Here is a 17534-nt window from a genome sequence, read left to right as displayed (position 1 = left end):
TTAGATGTTGAAGGCGGGTTCGATCACCTTGGAGAAGAAACTCCTGGTGCGTTCTTCCTGCGGGTTCGTGAAAATGTCCTGGGGCTTGCCCTGTTCGACGATCTGCCCCTGGTCCATGAACACCACGGTGTCCGCGACGTCACGGGCAAAGCCCATCTCGTGCGTGACGATGATCAGGGTGGTGCCGGACTTGGCCAGCTCGCGGATCACGTCCAGCACCTCGTTGACCAGTTCGGGGTCAAGGGCGGACGTGGGCTCGTCGAAGAGCAGGATTTTGGGGTCCAGTGCCAGGGCCCGGGCAATGGCGACGCGCTGCTGCTGTCCGCCGGAGAGCTGGCGGGGGTACGCGCCGGCACGGTCCCGCAGGCCCACGCGGTCCAGGAGCTCCAGGCCGCGCTCGCGGGCCTCGGCCTGTGACCGTCCCTGCGCGACGACGGGCGCCTCGGTCACGTTCTCCAGCGCCGTGAGGTGCGGGAACAGGTTGAAGTTCTGGAACACCATGCCGATTTCGGTGCGCTGCTTCAGGATGTCCCTCTCGGGCAGCTCGTGCAGCTTGTTCCCTTTGACCCGGTAGCCCACCAGCTGGCCGTCGATGGCGATGAACCCGGCATCAACTTTTTCCAGGTGGTTGATGGTCCGCAGCAGGGTGGACTTCCCGGAACCCGAAGGGCCGACGATGACGGCCACGCCGCCGGGCTCCACCGTCAGGGAGATGCCCTTCAGGACCTCGGTGGGGCCAAAGGACTTCCGGACCTTGGTGATTTCCACAAGGCCGCGCGTGGCGGCGGGGGCCTCAAGTGTTGTGCTCATCGGAATCATTTCCTTCCGGCGGTGTTGACCGGGGCGTGGGTGGCGAAGAACTTCCGGGCCTTCTGCAGCGGCGTGAGGGGCAGGGTGCGCACCGCACCCTTGGAGTAATGGCGCTCGATGTAGTACTGGAACACGCTGAGCACGGAGGTGATCACCACGTACCAGAGCGTGGCCACGAGCAGCAGCGGCAGGACCTGCTGGGTGCGGTTGTAAATGACCTGCACGGTGTAGAAGAGCTCGGAGTAGGCCAGGACGTAGACGATCGAGGTGCCCTTGACCAGTCCGATGATCTCGTTGAAGGCCGTGGGCAGGATGGCGCGCATGGCCTGGGGCAGCACAATCCGGGTGGACCTGCGCCAGGCGGGAATGCCCAGGGCGGCCGCTGCCTCGAGCTGGCCCTGGTCCACGGACAGGATGCCGCCGCGGATGATCTCGGCCGAGTAGGCGGCCTGGTTCAGCGTCAGGCCCAGCACCGCGGCCGCGAACTGGCTGATCAGGGTGGTGGTCTGCGCCTCGAAGAACCGGATGTCCGTGAACGGGATGCCCAGGCTGATCTTCTCGTAGAGGTAGCCCAGGTTGTACCAGAGGAGCATCTGGACCAGCAGCGGGGTGGACCGGAAGATCCACGAGAACGTCCAGGACACGGAGACCAGCAGCGGCGAGGCGGACAGCCGCATCAGGGCGAGGATGAAGCCCAGAATGAAGCCGAGCGCCCCGGAGATGGCCGTGAGCTTGAGGGTTTCCAGCAGGCCGTTCACCACGGACTTGGCGGTGAACCACTGGGCCACCACACCCCACTCCCAGCGCGGGTTCGTTGCCAGGGACCACACCACGGCAGCCACCCCGAGTGCCACCAGCACGGTGCCCACCCAGCGCCACGGGCGGCGGGCGGGAACCAGCCGGTAGTCGGCGTAGTCGACGGCGGCACGCAGTTCGGCGGTGGGGCGGGCCGGCTCCGCCGAAGACGGCGCTCCGCTGGCGGCCGGCGCGTCAGTGCGGGACTGCACCTCAGATGGGGCCTGTGCGACAGATGGGGCCGGGGCCTCGGACGGCGATTGTGCCTCAGGTGGGGACTGGGGCGTCCTGGTTGCTGCTGAACTCATGCGCCATCTCGCTTCTTCCGGCTGGTCATTCGGGGTAGTTGGCTGCAAATCTAGGTGCGCCCGGAAGGTCCGGCAAAGCCGTCCGTTTCATTCGTTCACGCGGCTTAGCGGGGCGTCATGAGACGAATTCTTGCGCTGATTTACGCGCCGTTACGCGGGGTGAACGGCCGTGACAGGGCCCTCGACCTGCGGTTTGTCCAGACCCTAGATTGAGTGCTCCGAGCCCTTCCAACCAGGAGTTTCCGATGCCAGCGCAGCACCCATCCGTGGTCTTCATCGGCGGTGGTCCGCGCACGGCCGGCATCCTCGAACGGCTCGCAGCCAACAGGCCCGGGCTGGCGGAGGGTCCGCTGCAGATCCACATCGTGGAACCGTACGAGCCCGGATCCGGCAGGATCTGGCGCTACGACCAGTACCCCGGGCTGATGCTGAATTCCGCCGCGCAGGACGTCACCATGTTCACCGACTCCTCGGTGGTCTGCGAGGGGCCGGCCATCGAGGGGCCCGGCCTGGCAGCGTGGGCTGCCGGCATCCTGGACGGTTCCGTCACCGACGCGCCGGCCCTGCCGCCGCACCTGCAGGAGCAGCTGCGCTCGCTGACGGGCGGCACCTTTCCCACCCGCCAGCTGCAGAGCAAGTACCTCGAGTGGTTCTTCCGCCGCGCCGTCCGCGCCCTGGGCAGCGATGTCCGCGTCACCGTCCACCGCGACACCGCGGAGAGCGTCGAACCAGAGGGCGGCGACGACGACGGGTACAGCGTGCGGCTGGCCGGCGGCGGCACCCTGCACGCCGACGTCGTGATCACCGCCGTAGGGCACACGGACGCGGAGCCGGATGCCCGCTCCGCTGCCTGGTCCGCGTTCGCGGCCCGGAACGGCGGCTTCCATGCGGCACCCAGCTACACCACGGACGTCGACTATTCACCCATCGCACCCGGCCAGGACGTCATCGTCTCGGGCATGGGCCTGGCGTTCGTGGACCTGCTGGTGCTGCTCACCGAAGGCCGCGGCGGCCGTTTTGAAGAGGCGGCCGACGGCGGGCTGCGCTACCTTCCGTCCGGCGCCGAGCCCAGGCTCTGGGCAGGTTCGCGCCGGGGCGTGCCGTTCCACTCCAAGATTTCCGTGGCCCTGCGCGGCGAACCGGCGGCGGCGCCCCGGTTCTTCACCGCTGACGCCGTGGACGCGCTCCTGGCCGAGCACGTCGAACTGGACTTCCGCACCCACCTCTGGCCCCTGATCGCGAAGGACGCCGGCTACGGCTACTACCGCGAACTGTTCACCGGCAGCCCGGAGCGCGTGGCGCTGGGCTGGGACGAGTTCGCCGGACGGTTTGCCGCCCTCGACTGGTACAGCAGCGCCCGCCGCGAGCTCGTCTCGGCGGCCGTGCCGGATCCGGAGCTGCACCTGGACCTCGAACGGCTGGACAAGCCGTTCGCCGGGCGGCTCTTTGCCGGCCACGATGAGGTCCAGACGGCGGTGGCCGCGTACATCGAGCATGACCTCGAACTGCGGACCGGACCCGACCACCCGGAAACGCTGGCACTGTTCCTGGCCCTGCTGAAGGTGTACATGGAGCTGGGCAGGCTGGTCCCGCCCGAACGGCTGAACGCGCGCTCGCAGGAGGATGTGCACGTCTGGTGGCACGGGTTCTTCAGCTTCGTGGATTCCGGACCGCCGCCGCGCCGCCTGCGCGAGATGCTGGCCGTCCACCGCGCCGGACTGCTGCACTTCCTGGGACCGGGCCTGGCGGTCGCCGCCGACGACGCCACCGGTGAATTCGTGGCCACGTCCGCGCACTCGCCGGTAAGCGTGCGGACGAAGGCCTTCATCGAGGCGCGGCTGCCCGGGCCCGCCGTGGTCCGCTCCGCGAGCCCGCTGCTCCGCTCGCTGCACGGCACGGGCCTGGGCGCGGAGCAGCACCTGCTCACGTCCGACGGCGGCCACTCCACCGGCCGGCTCCTGATCACCTCAGGCCACCGGATTGTGGGCCGCGGCGGCAGCACCCGTAGCCGCCTGTTCGGCATCGGCCCCGGGACCTCCGGCTGGGGAGCGGGCGCGTTTGCCCGGCCCGGCACCAACGCGGCGCCGTTCCGGGAGAACGACGCCCTGGCCCGAAAAATACTTGAAGCGGTGTCCGGCGCCGGCCGGCCACGCACAGCTGCCGCCGTCGGAAAGGCCTGAACCATGCAACTGGATGCGCAACTGGAAGCAACCCGGCAAAGGGTAACAACCCCTGCCGACCTCACCGTCCTGGAACTGCCCATGCACGATCCCCGGGTCCGGCCGCTCCTGGACGAGCTCGCCGTCGAATACGACACCCGCTACGGCGACCTGTTCGGCCGGGGCGCGGCCGCGGAGGAACTGAACAGGTATCCGGCCGAGGAATTCGAGGCGCCGTCCGGTGCCCTGCTGATCATCCAGGAGAACGGCGAGTCCGTGGCCGGCGGAGCCTACCGCCGGTACGACGCGGAAACCGCCGAGTTCAAGCGTATCTGGACGCACTCGGCACACCGCCGGCGGGGCCTGGCCCGGAGGGTGTTGGCGGAGTTGGAGCGGCTGGCCGCGGAGCGCGGGTACAGCGGCGTGTACCTCACCACGGGGCCGCGCCAGCCGGAGGCCAAACACCTGTACCTGAACACCGGGTATACGGCGCAGTTCGACCTCACTGCCGACCCTGAGACCATAGGTCCGCTGGCGTTCACGAAGGACCTGGCTGTCCCCGCGGGCGGCCAGACTCAGGACCTGGGCGAGGAGCCCAGGTTCACGGGGTCTTCGTCCGTCAGGTAGGCGAGCTCGGAGTGCGCGGCGATGTCGATGCCGCGGAGTTCGTCCTCCTCGTGGATGCGCAGGCCCATGGCCATGTCCACCACCTTGGCGATCACCCAGGTCAGGCCGAAGGAGTAGGCAAGCACGGCAACTGTAGCGAGCGACTGGATGCCCAGCTGCGTCAGGCCGCCGCCGTACAGCAGGCCGCTGACGCCGTTGGGTGCGCTGTCCGTGGCGAAGATGCCGATCAGGAGCGTGCCGATGATGCCGCCCACGAGGTGCACCCCCACCACGTCCAGGGAATCGTCGAAGCCGAGGCGGAACTTCCACTCGATGGCCAGTGAGCAAACAGCGCCGGCGATGGCCCCGATGGCCACCGCGCCCAGCGGGCTGACCGCTCCGCAGGCGGGGGTGATGGCCACGAGCGCGGAGACCAGCCCCGAGGCTGCGCCCATGCTGGTGGTGGCGCCGTGCCGGATCCGTTCGACGAGAGCCCAGGCGAGCAGGCCGGCGGCTGCCGCCACAGCAGTGTTGAGGAACACCACCGACGCCGAATGGCCGGCGGTCAGCGCGGAGCCGGCGTTGAAGCCGAACCAGCCCACCCAGAGCAGGCCTGCGCCCACCAGCACCAGGGGCCGGCTGTGCGGCTTGGAGTGCTCCATCTTGGGCCAGCCGGAGCTGCGGCCCAGGACCAGGGCCAGGGCGAGGGCGGCGGCGCCGGCATTCATGTGCACGGCTGTTCCGCCGGCGAAGTCGATGGCCTTGATGCCGCTGGCGATCCAGCCGCCCGTCACCGAGCCGTCCGCCGAGCTGAATGCGAAGACCCAGTGCGCGATGGGGAAGTAGACCAGCGTGGCCCACACACCGGCGAACACCATCCAGGCGCCGAACTTCATACGCCCGGCGGCCGCGCCGGCAACCAGCGCGGTGGTGACGCAAGCGAAAAACAGCTGGAAGGCCGTGAACAGCGCCGCAGGCAGGGAAGCATTCGGGTTATCGGTCAGCATCGGCTCGAGGCCGGCGTACTGCGTGACGTCCCCGATCAGGCCCAGGCCGTTCACGGAATTGCCAAAGGCCATCGAGTACCCAAAGAGTGCCCACAGCACGGCCACGAGGCTGGCCCCGCCGAAGCACATCATCATCATGTTCAGGATCCGGCGCGATCCCACCATGCCCCCGTAGAAGAGGGCCAGGGCGGGAATCATCATGCACACCAGTGCGGAACTTGCGAGGATCCAGGCAACATCTCCAGCGTTCATTTTGAACTCCACTCAGTAAATCGGTGGGTGGCATTTTGCTGAGACCGGACGAATGCCGTGTGTCCCCACAACATATGGCGCCGGAAACCGCGGTAGGTTTCGGCCATGTAAATTGCTTGTCACAAGCGCGTGTAGTGCGCGCCTAATGCGTGGCGTTGTGGGTGGTTTTCCCTGAGGTGTCAACATCGCCGAGCATGCCGGGCACGGCTCCGGCCACGCCCAGGGAGCCGATGGCGATTGCCCCCACCACGGCCAGTGCGCGGAGGTGGGCCGACACCGCCGTCCGCCTCTCCGGCCTGACGGCGCGGCTGCGCCTGGCACGGAGCAGAACGACGGCGATCACCAGGGTGGCCAGTTCGAGGAGGCCCGCGGCAGCATCAGCAAGGCCCGCAGGCTCGGGCACATTTGAGTTGGGGCCGAACGGCAGCCCGGACGTGCGGGACCAGGCCCACAGTGCCAGCGGAACCGCGGCGGCGGCCGCGACCGCAACGAGGACGCTCAGCCCCGCCTGTCCCAGCAGCAGGACGCCGCAGGCTAGCTCCGCCATCGCCAGGGCAAGGAAGAAGGCGCTGGCGACCACCCAGTGGTCGATGTGGTCCGGTATGACCGCGAGGTGGATGGCGGCGCAGCCGAACAGTGCCACCGCCGCCAGCGTTTGCCTGAGATCCGTGGCGCCCGTCCGGGCACGGCCGGCCCGCGCCCGGCGCCGGGTGCGGGCCGGTGTTGCCTTCTGTTGCCGGCTGACCTCCAGCCGCCCGCCGCGGATGGCCACCGTCCACCCGGTCACCACGAGGTTGGTGACCAGGAGCAGGCCGGCGCCATAGCCAAAGGCTGCCAGCTGGAGGCCCAGCGAGGACTGGTCCAGCTGTTCCACTGACTGGGCGGAGGATGCATGGTGCAGGATGCTCATCAGATCGTGCTGCAGGGCGTAGTCCCAGGCCTGGCTGGCGGCCAGCGCGAGCGTCCCGGCCACCGTGCCGGCCGCGGCGATCAACAGCGCGGTCGTGACGAATGCCTTCCTGCCCGCCAGTACCGGCCCAAACCACCGCAGCGCCAGCGTCACGGCCGCAACCACGGCCAGGACAAACACCGGTAGCAGCACGGTTGATTCCCGGAGCCAGCTGAGAAACGGCTCCTGGGTGCGTTCGATGGCCCCCACGGCCCCCCTGAGGGACACCATCCAGAAGCCGTCAGCGTAGGCCATCATTGCCGCCAGCGGGATGACCGTGAGCCACGGGACCGCGGGTCGGACCGGCGCCTGCGCGCCGGTCCCGCTGCTGTTCCGGGTGCTGTTTCCGCCGGCGGCGGCCGCGGGGACCGCCGTCATGGCGTGATCTCCCAGCCGAACATCATGGCGTGGTCCTCATGCGCCAGGTTGTGGCAGTGGGCCACGTAAGGCCCCACGAAGTCCCGGAACCCGCGGTAGATGATCACGGACTCGCCCGGGTCCAGGGCCACCAGGTCCTCACGTGACACATCGTCGGGATGGCCCTTGTCGCCGCCGCGGGTGACGTCCCTGCCGTTGCGCATGACGGTCCGGTGCTCCTCCATGTGGAGGTGGAAGGGATGGACCCAGCCGCCCCCGCCGTTGCGGATTTCCCAGAGGTTGTAGCTGCCCTTCTTCTGCTGGGCGAGCGGCGAGCGGCCAGCCCGGTTCTTGAGGCTGGTGGCAACGGTGTTCGGGGTGAAGGGCTTGCCGTTGATGAGCCACTCGGTTTCGCCGCCGCCGGACCCGCGCTCCACATCGAAGATCAGCCGGTTGTCCAGCAGGCTCTGCCAGTTGCTGGGCAGCGGCGGAAGGTCGCGCATCTTCACGGGGATCTCGCTGTCGTCCGGTGCGTCGTCGCCGATCACGAACTTGAGCACCGGGACTTTGTAGGCGGGGTCGGGCGAGAACCGGGACGAATTGCTCCACATCCGCCCGTTGGGCATCTTCATCACGTTGGTGAGGTAGATGACGTCGCCCTTGGTGGTGGGTGTTCCGTCCTGGTACCGCGTGAAGTCGACCACCACCTCGCGTCGCTTGGCCGGCCACAGCTCAAAGGAATCGCGCTTGATCGGGAACGGCAACAGGCCGCCGTCGGACGCAATCTGGGTGAACTGCATGCACTGCTGGGCGTCCGGGATACGGTACTGCCCCTCCAGCTCATCACCCTTGTAACCGAGCGAGGCGGAGGTCTTCGGTCCCTTCGTGGAGCTCATCAGCTTGAATTCATAGATCCGGGCGATGGAAGCGTCCAGGAACCGGAAGCGGTACTTGCGCCGCTTCACCTCCATGACCGGGTAGGCGGTGCCGTTCACGGTGAAGATATCGCCCACGAACCCGTGGTTGGGGAAGTGCTTGTAGAAGGTCTTGCCCCACCACTCAGGGTGCTTTGCCGGATTCTTGGCGTCCGGGAACTCCTTCTGCACGTCGTGGATGTCCTTGTGCATGGTGACGCCGTCATCCAGCCGGCAGTCGTAGAAGGCCAGCGGGACGTCGTAGTCGACGTCGAAGGACCCGTCCGGGTTGTCCTTCCGGACGCCCGGAAGCCGCAGGCCCTGGCGTTCATCGCCCATATCCATGCCGTCCTTCGGGTCATAGATCGGGTACAGGCCAACCATGCCCTTGTAGACATTGGAACCGGTGTGGTCCATCCGGTGGTCATGGAACCAGAAGAAGCTCTGCTTTTCCCGGTCGTCGCCGCCGGCGGGCCAGTTCAGGTACAGGTTGTCGCAGAACGTCTGCGGCATGTAGCCCTCATACTTGGGCCCGCTCACCATGGTGTAGTGCGGGTTGCCGTCGCTCTCCGGGGCCGTGTGGCCGTTGTGCAGATGGGTCAGGAAGGACCAGTCCGGCGAACCGAAATCCTGGCGGTCCAGGTTGAGCGGGTTTTCGTCCAGGTGGTTCTCGAACCGGACCAGCGCCGGCCTGCCGTATTCGGCGTTGATCATCGGGCCGGGGAAGGTTCCGTTGAAGCCGTAGATGGTGCTCAGCGGCAGCGTGCGTTTGGTCCCGGCCGGGTACGTCTTGCGCTTCTCGTCAAAGGAAATCGTGGGGCGGCCGTTCGCGTCAATGGGCAGCACCTGCGAGGTGGTGAACGCGTGCTGCCTCAGCAGGAGGTCGATCTTGTAGACCAGGGGGTCCGGGTAGCTCAGCTTCGAGGGCCAGATCTGGTGCTGCTCATTCTTAAAGGAACTCTGCTGGCCCTGCCCGGGTCCGGGCGGGTCGTTCCACTCCGTGTAGCCCTTCGTGAAGCCGTCACCCACGGCAGGCGTGGGGGCCAGGGCCTTGGGAATGGGCAGCTGGTCCTGGAAGGGCGTTAGGATCAGCGGGCTGGTGGGGAATGCCTCGATGTAGAACAGCAGATCACCGAGGGCGGTGGACGAAGCGGCGAACGCGCCGTCGGGGGAAAGGAGCCCCTTCTGCGCGAGCAGCGGGCCTGCCCAGCCCTGGGCGGCGACGAGGGCCGCGCCGGCGCCCCCGGCCGCACTGAGCCGCAAGAGGTTGCGGCGGGACACTTTGTTCGTCGACACTCCGTTTGCCGTGGCGGTTTCTTCTGACATGGGTATGCGCCTCCTTCGGGGCAAAAAGAATGGCCTGCTGGCCCTGGTATTCGAGCCTTCCCAGGGTCTTGCCCCAGCGGTTTCTGCACCGGGAAATCCTGGCCTTGCGGAAGCCGGCTGCGCTTGTCGTTGCCCCGCGCAACTACAGTGCGGGCCGGGGCTTGGGAAAACATTGGACGGGTGCGGTGCATACCCCTCAATGAGATGGGTATAAGGGGGTGGCCGTCATAGGGCTACGGCCAAGTAACAGGCTGCTAGAACAGCGGGGCGAGCCCGTTCCAGCCTGCGCCGATGCGCACCCGGGCGGCGAACTGTCCCGTGCCCAGCCCGGGATAGAGCCACAGGACGCCGGCGGCGTCGCGCGCCAGCAGGTCCGGGTTGCGGTCGCCGTTGAAGTCACCGGGGCTTACGACGGCGGTCATGGCGTTCCAGCCTGCGCCCACCCGGACGCGGGGAAGCCAGCCGCCCGTGCCGCTGCCGCGGTAGAGCCACAGGACGCCCGTGGCCGCCTCCCGTGCGAGGATGTCGGCGGCGCCATCGCCGTTCATGTCGCCCGGGCCCACCAGGGCGCTGAAGGCGTTCCAGCCGGTGCCCACGCGGATCCGCGGCAGGAATGCGCCTGTGCCGTTGCCGCGGTACAACCAGAGGAATCCGGTGGCAGACTCGCGTGCGAGGATGTCCACGCGCTGGTCGCCGTTGAAATCACCGGGGCCGATGATCGCGTTGAAGCTGTTCCAGCCTGTGCCGAGCCGGATCCGGGGGAGGAACCCGCCGGTGCCGTTGCCTCGGTACATCCACAGATATCCGGTGGCGGCCTCCCGGGCAAAGACGTCCTGCGGGCCGTCGCCGTTGAAGTCACCGGGTGTTTCAAGGGCGCTGAAGCCGTTCCAGCCGGTGCTGATGCGCACGCCCGGCAGCCTGCCCCCGCGGCCGTTCCCCGGGTACAGCCGCAGTTCGGCCGTCGCGCTCACGCGGGCCAGGATGTCGGTGTTCCAGTCTCCGTTGAAATCGCCCGTCGACCGGGACAGGGTGGACGCCGGCACAGGCAGGGGGGTGAAAGCGTAGGGGTCGCAGGTCAGGTCGTAGTCCCGGACGTCGTCGTACCACTGCGACAGGTACACGCGGCCACCGGAGAAGCTGGCGGTGCGGCAGAGGTTCTGGGCTTCGCCGGGGAAATCCAGCCGGCCGGCGGTTGCCCACACGGGAACGCCGGGCAGCCGCCAGGAACCGGTGATGCTGGCCCAGCCCGAAGCGAACGAGTACAGGCCGTAGGAGTAGCCGGAATCGCGCAGGCCACGCATGAGGCCCTCGACGATGTAACGGTTTTCGCGCTGCTGCGCGGCAGATGCGGTGGGCCACGGCTGAGCCGGCCGGGGCTCGACGTCGATCCACACCACGCGCGGCGCAAACCGGACCCGCGCCAGGCTTGCCGCCGCGAACCGGGCTTCCGCGTAGCCAACATTGGAGAGCTGCCCTGCCCGGGTGGCTGCCGACCACGGTCCCTGGGACCGGTAGGTGGCGAGCTGGGCGGCAGTGGGGAAGGCGGCCATGGTGTAGGCCTGGGCCGGCTTGCGGTTGTTGGCTGCCCAGACGACCTGGCTGGCCAGGCACGGGTTCTCCTTGAAGGGTAGCCCCTTCGTCAGGCCGATCACCACAAACTGGGACGACGCCGGCGGCAGCGGCAGGCCAAAGCCGCCCACCGCCGTCGGGCATTGTGGCCAGGAAATGTCGTGCCCGTTGAGCGATACGGCGCGCGCGGGCGTGGCACCGGGCAGGGAACCAAGGAAGAAGGAGAGCAGGAGCAGCAGGCCCGTCAGCATGTGCCGTGCGGAAAATCCGCCCCCCGAATGATGAACTTGGCCGTCCATCGCCAGCGCTCCTTTGCTCTATCAGTTTACGTCGGGCCGCGCCTATTCGTCCTCAGGGCGGTGGGTCCCGCACAATTACCCCATGGCAAAAAGCAATGCCCGGCTGCCCCGGCTTGAGGATGTGGCGGAGCGCGCGGGAGTCTCGCACCAGACTGTGTCCCGGGTGATCAACAACCATCCCAACGTCAGCAAGGCCACGCGTGAGCGCGTCGAGGCCGCCATTGCCGAGCTGGGCTACCGGCGCAACACCGCGGCGCGGAGTCTGGTGACCCGGAAGTCGCAGACCATCGGCGTGCTTGGCAGCGAGCTCTCCCAGTACGGTCCCGCCAACACTCTGCTGGGGGTGGAGCAGGCCGCGCGCGACGCCGGCTACTTCGTGAGCATCGCGGCGCTGCGGTCGGTGAGCCGGGAGGCAATTTTCGATGCCATCCGGCACTTCCTGGACCAGTCCGTGGACGGCATTGTGGTGATCGTGCCGCATTCCGAGACGCTCCTCGCCCTGGCCGAACTGAACCCCGGCGTGCCGGTGGTGGCTGTGGGGTCGCTGGGCAGCGAGCGGGTGAGCGGCGCCATGGTGGACCAGAAGCGGGGGGCCGAGCTCGCCGTCGGGCATCTGATCGAGCAGGGCCACCGCCGGATAGGCCACGTTGCCGGTCCGCAGGACTGGATTGATGCGGTGGCGCGTGCCGAGGGCTGGAGCGCTGCGCTGCGCGCGGCCGGGCTGGACGACAGCCTGGTGGTCGAGGGGGACTGGAGCGCCGGCAGCGGCTACGAGATCGGCCGGAAGCTGGCCGCGGACAGAGTCGCCACGGCGCTGTTCGTGGGCAATGACCAGATGTCCCTGGGCCTGCTCCGTGCCTTCAATGAGGCCGGCGTCAGGGTCCCCGAGGATGTCTCCGTGGTGGGCTTCGACGACCAGCCGGAGTCCGGCTATTTCACCCCGCCGCTGACCACCGTGCGCCAGGACTTCGAGGAGCTCGGCAGGCGCTGCATGGACCTCATGCTGAGCGCCATTGAGAAGGGGGACACCGTCAGCACCACAGTGGTGGAGCCCGAGCTGGTGGTGCGCCGGAGCACTTCCGCCCCGGCCTGAAGGGGCAGAACCAGGAACCCGTGATCCGCAGCACTTGACGCAGTAAGTTGTTAGCGCTCACAATAGTCTCAGTCCGATAAGCAACGGGCCATCATTTGGAGGATTCATGGACGTCACAGCAGACGGCAGCGAAAACTATGTCATCGGGGTGGACTACGGCACCCTGTCCGGCCGGGCCGTGGTCGTGCGGGTCCGGGACGGCAAGGAACTCGGCAGCGGCGTGTTCGACTATCCGCACGCGGTAGTCACCGAAGCGCTCCCGGCGGACGTGGCAGGCGCAGCCGACGGAAAAGCCGCCCGCCTGCCCGGTGAATGGGCGCTGCAGGTGCCCAACGACTACCGCGACGTGCTCCGGCACGCTGTTCCCGCCGCAATCGCTGACGCCGGAATCGACCCGGCCGCCGTCGTCGGGATCGCCACGGACTTCACGGCCTGCACCATGGTGCCCGTCAAGGCTGACGGCACCCCGCTGAACGAGATGCCGGGCTTTGCGAACCGGCCGCACGCGTATGTGAAGCTGTGGCGCCACCATGCCGCGCAGGGGCAGGCGGACCGCATCAACGCGCTCGCCGCCGAGCTGGGCGAATCCTGGCTGCCGCGGTACGGCGGACTGATCTCCTCCGAGTGGGAGTTCGCCAAGGGTCTGCAGCTGCTGGAGGAGGACCCCGAGGCCTACGCCGAAATGGATCACTGGGTGGAGGCAGCTGACTGGATCGTCTGGCAGCTGTGCGGAAACTACGTCCGCAACGCCTGCACCGCCGGCTACAAGGGCATCTACCAGGACGGGCACTACCCGTCCGATGATTTCCTCGCCGCCCTGAACCCCCAGTTCAAGGACTTCGTCAGCGCCAAGCTGGACCACACCATCGGACGCCTGGGCGACGCCGCCGGCTACCTGACCGCCGAGGCCGCCGCCTGGACCGGGCTCCCGGAGGGCATCGCCGTCGCCGTCGGCAACGTGGACGCACACGTCACCGCCCCGGCAGCGAAGGCTGTGGAACCGGGCCAGCTCGTGGCCATCATGGGCACCTCCACCTGCCACGTCATGAACGGCGCCGAACTCCACGAGGTGCCGGGAATGTGCGGCGTGGTGGACGGCGGCATTGTTGACGGGCTCTGGGGCTACGAGGCCGGCCAGTCCGGTGTGGGCGACATCTTCGGCTGGTTCACCAAGTACGGCGTCCCGCCGGAATACCACCGGGCCGCCGCCGGGGCCGGACAGGGCATCCACGAATACCTGACGGACCTTGCCGCCGGGCAGGCGATCGGCCAGCACGGCCTGATCGCGCTCGACTGGCACTCCGGCAACCGCTCCGTGCTGGTGGACCACGAGCTCTCCGGCGTGGTGGTCGGACAGACCCTGGCCACCCGGCCGGAGGACATCTATCGGGCGCTGCTCGAAGCCACCGCCTTCGGCACCCGCACCATCGTGGAGGCCTTCCGCGATTCCGGCGTCCCGGTGAAGGAATTCATCGTGGCCGGCGGCCTGCTGAAAAACCGTCTCCTCATGCAGATCTACTCGGACGTGACGGGACTCCAGCTCTCCACCATCGGCTCCACGCAGGGCCCGGCCCTGGGTTCGGCCATCCACGCGGCCGTCGCCGCCGGAAAGTATGCCGATGTCCGGGCTGCCTCCGAGGCGATGGGTGCCGCACCCGGCGCCGTCTACACCCCCATCCCGGAAAACGTCGCAGCCTACGACGAACTGTTCCGCGAGTACCGGACCCTCCACGACTACTTCGGCAGGGGAACCAACGACGTCATGCACCGGCTCAAGGCGATCCAGCGCAGCGCCGCCAAGCCGGCCAACGCCCGGCCAGCCAACGTCCAGTCCCTGCTTACCGAGGAGGTTCCGGCATGAGCGCCCTGCTGGAAACCATTGCCCGTGTCCGCCGCGAGGTCTGCGAACTGCACGCCGAGCTGACCCGGTACGGCCTCGTGGTCTGGACGGCCGGCAACGTCTCCGGCCGGATTCCGGGCTACGACCTCATGGTCATCAAGCCTTCGGGGGTCTCCTACGACGCCCTGACCCCCGAGGCCATGGTGGTCACCGATCTCTACGGCACCCCGGTCAGCAACCTGAGCGCCGACGCCGACGGCGCCCCGGCCCGGTGGGACAACCCGGACTTCACGCCGTCGTCGGACACCGCCGCGCACGCCTACGTCTACCGGAACATGCCCGACGTCGGCGGCGTGGTCCACACGCACTCCACCTATGCCACGGCCTGGGCTGCGCGGGGCGAGGAGATCCCGTGCGTGCTGACCATGATGGGCGACGAGTTCGGCGGCCCGATCCCGGTTGGCCCGTTTGCGCTCATCGGCGACGATTCGATCGGCCGCGGCATCGTGGACACCCTGCGGGGCTCCAACTCGCCGGCGGTGCTGATGCAGAACCACGGCCCGTTCACCATCGGCAAGGACGCCCGCTCCGCGGTCAAGGCCGCCGTGATGTGCGAGGAAGTGGCCCGCACGGTCCACATCTCACGCCAGCTGGGGGAACCGCTGCCCATCGACCAGGGGCAGATCGAGTCGCTCTACGACCGCTACCAGAACGTATACGGACGCTAGTCCGGCACCCTGCACCACACCCAAAGACTTTCAAAAGGAGACACCAATGCCCAGCGCCAACAACACCTCGCTCGAGCACTACGAGGTCTGGTTCCTCACCGGCAGCCAGCACCTCTACGGCGAGGACGTGCTGAAGCAGGTGGCTGCCCAGTCGCAGGAGATCGCCGCCGCGCTGAACGAATCCTCTGACGTGCCCGTCAAGCTTGTCTGGAAGCCCGTGCTGACGGATTCGGACGCCATCCGCCGGACCGCGCTGGAGGCCAACTCCGACGATTCGGTGATCGGCGTGACGGCGTGGATGCACACGTTCTCCCCGGCGAAGATGTGGATCCAGGGCCTGGACCTGCTCCGCAAGCCCCTCCTGCACCTGCACACCCAGGCGAACGTGGAACTGCCCTGGGCGGACATCGACTTCGACTTCATGAACCTGAACCAGGCCGCGCACGGCGACCGCGAGTTCGGCTACATCCAGTCCCGGCTCGGCGTGCCGCGCAAGACCGTCGTGGGCCACGTGTCCAACCCCGAGGTGGCCCGCCAGGTGGGTGTCTGGCAGCGCGCCTCCGCCGGCTGGGCCGCCGTCCGGAACCTGAAGCTGACCCGCTTCGGGGACAACATGCGCAACGTCGCCGTCACTGAAGGTGACAAGACCGAGGCGGAGCTGCGCTTCGGCGTCTCGGTCAACACCTGGTCGGTCAACGAACTGGCCGACGCCGTGCACGGCGCCGCGGAGTCCGACGTCGACACCCTGGTGGCCGAGTACGAACGGCTTTACGACGTGGCGCCGGAGCTGCGCTCCGGCGGTGCCCGCCATGACTCCCTGCGCTACAGCGCCCGCATTGAACTCGGGCTGCGCAGCTTCCTCGAAGCCAACGGCTCCGCCGCCTTCACCACCTCGTTCGAGGACCTCGGCGAGCTGCGGCAGCTGCCGGGGATGGCCGTCCAGCGGCTCATGGCCGACGGTTACGGTTTCGGCGCCGAGGGCGACTGGAAGACGGCCATCCTGATCCGCGCGGCCAAGGTCATGGGGGCCGGACTGCCCGGCGGCGCCTCGCTCATGGAGGACTACACCTACCACCTGGTGCCCGGCCAGGAGAGGATCCTCGGCGCCCACATGCTGGAGGTCTGCCCGTCGCTGACTGCCACCAAGCCGCGCGTCGAGATCCACCCGCTGGGCATCGGCGGCAAGGAGGACCCGGTCCGCATGGTCTTCGACACCGACGCCGGCCCCGGCGTCGTGGTGGCGCTGTCCGACATGCGCGACCGTTTCCGCCTCGTGGCGAACGCCGTCGACGTCGTCGACCTCGACGAGCCGCTGCCCAACCTGCCGGTGGCACGCGCCCTCTGGGAACCGAAGCCCGACTTCGCCACCTCCGCGGCCGCCTGGCTCACCGCCGGGGCCGCGCACCACACGGTTCTTTCCACCCAGGTGGGCGTGGACGTGTTCGAGGACTTCGCCGAAATCGCCCAGACCGAGCTGCTGACCATCGACGAAGGCACCACCCTCAAGCAGTTCAAGAAGGAACTGGCCTGGAACGCCGCCTACTACAGGCTGGCCGGCAGGCTGTGACCGAACAGGGGGCCGGAACCGAATTCAGCATCCGGGCGGGGGAGTACACCGCCGTTGTCACGGCACAGGCAGGTGCGCTTCGGGAGCTTCGCCACCGGGGTCGGGACCTCATCGTCCCGTTCCCGGCGGGCGGGCCCATCCCCGACTACCGCGGCATCGTCGCGGCGCCCTGGCCCAACCGGATCGCCGACGGCCGGTACACCTTCGATGGCAGCGAGTACGAGGTGCCGGTCAACGAGCCGGAGCGCGCCTGTGCCCTGCACGGGCTGGTGTTCCCCCTGGACTGGGACCTGGAGTCGCAGAGCGAGTCGTCGGTGACGCTTTCCTGCACCGCCGGTCCAGCGCCGGGCTACCCGCATTCGGTGCGGATCGGCGTCGAATACCGGCTGTCCGAGGACGGCCTGCACAGCCGGGTCACGGCGGTGAACGTTGGCGGCACCGCGGCGCCCTACGGGGTCTGCCCGCATCCCTACCTGGTGGCCGGTCCGTCGGCCCTGGACGAGTGGATCCTCGAAATCCCCGCCGGACAGTTCCTCGAGGTCACCCCGGACAGGCTGTTGCCCAAGGAAACGCGCACCGTGGAGGGCCACGGGTTTGATTTCCGCGCGCCTCGCGCCATCGGCGCCACCGAGATTGACCACGCCTTCACGGACATAGCGTTCGACGGCGGCGGGCAGGCCCGGTTGCTGGTCCGGGATCCGGGCGGAACCGGCGTCGGAATGTCCTGGGACCGCACCTGCCAGTGGCTCCAGATCCATACCGCCGACAAGCGGCCGCCGTATCCCAACCGGCTGGGCCTCGCCGTGGAGCCCATGACCTGCCCGCCCGATGCCTTCAACAGCGGCGTGGACCTGATCCGGCTCGAGCCGGGCGCCACGCACGAGGCATCCTGGAGCATCTTCGCCACGTGACCAGTCCAGCGCAGTGACAGCAAACACCACGCCACGTCCTCCCG

Annotated in this window: 13 protein-coding genes; 7 read left to right on the top strand and 6 right to left on the bottom strand. The window is 68.2% G+C overall.

What is annotated here, in order from left to right:
• Together AC5RWD_RS17060 and AC5RWD_RS17055 are read right to left on the bottom strand one after the other, a co-directional pair.
• Positions 1-810 carry an amino acid ABC transporter ATP-binding protein gene (locus AC5RWD_RS17060; RefSeq protein WP_494021153.1) on the bottom strand — a complete coding sequence of 270 codons (810 nt, stop codon included), beginning with the start codon at positions 808-810 and terminating at the stop codon, positions 1-3.
• Between the two features lie 5 nt (positions 811-815).
• On the bottom strand, positions 816-1913 hold the full coding sequence (locus AC5RWD_RS17055) for an amino acid ABC transporter permease (protein WP_494021152.1): 1098 nt from the start codon (positions 1911-1913) through the stop codon (positions 816-818).
• Positions 1914-2158: 245 nt separating this feature from the next.
• Between AC5RWD_RS17055 and AC5RWD_RS17050 the strand changes: the two genes are divergently transcribed.
• Both AC5RWD_RS17050 and AC5RWD_RS17045 read left to right on the top strand, forming a co-directional pair.
• On the top strand, positions 2159-4093 hold the full coding sequence (locus AC5RWD_RS17050) for an FAD/NAD(P)-binding protein (protein ID WP_494021151.1): 1935 nt from the start codon (positions 2159-2161) through the stop codon (positions 4091-4093).
• Positions 4094-4096: 3 nt separating this feature from the next.
• Positions 4097-4699, top strand: coding sequence for a GNAT family N-acetyltransferase (locus AC5RWD_RS17045; protein WP_494021150.1), 603 nt, complete (start codon positions 4097-4099; stop codon positions 4697-4699).
• On the opposite strand, the gene AC5RWD_RS17040 is transcribed toward AC5RWD_RS17045, so the two are convergent.
• The 4 genes from AC5RWD_RS17040 to AC5RWD_RS17025 all read right to left on the bottom strand — a co-directional run bounded on the left by AC5RWD_RS17040 (position 4648) and on the right by AC5RWD_RS17025 (position 11351).
• Positions 4648-5937: an ammonium transporter gene (locus tag AC5RWD_RS17040; RefSeq protein ID WP_494021149.1), complete on the bottom strand. Its 1290-nt coding sequence runs from the start codon at positions 5935-5937 to the stop codon at positions 4648-4650. The two genes, AC5RWD_RS17045 and AC5RWD_RS17040, sit on opposite strands and share 52 nt — an antisense overlap.
• A gap of 142 nt (positions 5938-6079) precedes the next feature.
• The gene (locus AC5RWD_RS17035) at positions 6080-7264 is read right to left on the bottom strand and encodes a hypothetical protein (RefSeq protein ID WP_494021148.1); all 1185 of its coding nucleotides are present in this window, start codon (positions 7262-7264) and stop codon (positions 6080-6082) included.
• On the bottom strand, positions 7261-9483 hold the full coding sequence (locus AC5RWD_RS17030) for a multicopper oxidase family protein (RefSeq protein ID WP_494021147.1): 2223 nt from the start codon (positions 9481-9483) through the stop codon (positions 7261-7263). Before AC5RWD_RS17030 ends, AC5RWD_RS17035 begins: the two co-directional genes overlap by 4 nt.
• Positions 9484-9737: 254 nt before the next feature.
• The gene (locus AC5RWD_RS17025; RefSeq protein WP_494021146.1) at positions 9738-11351 is read right to left on the bottom strand and encodes an FG-GAP repeat domain-containing protein; all 1614 of its coding nucleotides are present in this window, start codon (positions 11349-11351) and stop codon (positions 9738-9740) included.
• Positions 11352-11433: 82 nt separating this feature from the next.
• Between AC5RWD_RS17025 and AC5RWD_RS17020 the strand changes: the two genes are divergently transcribed.
• The 5 genes from AC5RWD_RS17020 (at position 11434) to AC5RWD_RS17000 (ending at position 17490) form a co-directional block, all read left to right on the top strand.
• A complete protein-coding gene (locus AC5RWD_RS17020) occupies positions 11434-12444 on the top strand; it encodes a LacI family DNA-binding transcriptional regulator (protein ID WP_494021145.1) in 1011 nt (336 codons plus the stop codon).
• A 106-nt stretch (positions 12445-12550) separates the two neighbouring features.
• Positions 12551-14305, top strand: coding sequence for a ribulokinase (araB, locus tag AC5RWD_RS17015; RefSeq protein ID WP_494021144.1), 1755 nt, complete (start codon positions 12551-12553; stop codon positions 14303-14305).
• Entirely contained in the window at positions 14302-15012 is a 711-nt protein-coding gene (locus AC5RWD_RS17010) for an L-ribulose-5-phosphate 4-epimerase (protein ID WP_494021143.1), read from the top strand. The genes araB and AC5RWD_RS17010 overlap by 4 nt, the downstream gene beginning before the upstream one ends.
• 46 nt (positions 15013-15058) lie before the next feature.
• Positions 15059-16579 (top strand): L-arabinose isomerase, encoded by a 1521-nt coding sequence (gene araA, locus AC5RWD_RS17005; RefSeq protein WP_494021142.1) that lies wholly within the window; start codon positions 15059-15061, stop codon positions 16577-16579.
• A complete protein-coding gene (locus AC5RWD_RS17000) occupies positions 16576-17490 on the top strand; it encodes an aldose 1-epimerase family protein (RefSeq protein WP_494021141.1) in 915 nt (304 codons plus the stop codon). The genes araA and AC5RWD_RS17000 overlap by 4 nt, the downstream gene beginning before the upstream one ends.
• Positions 17491-17534 lie beyond the last annotated feature (44 nt).

It is taken from the genome of Arthrobacter sp. CMU6, assembly GCF_059090205.1.
The sequence above is the reverse complement of the archived record's forward strand: the minus strand, read 5'-3'. Positions and strand labels throughout refer to the sequence as shown.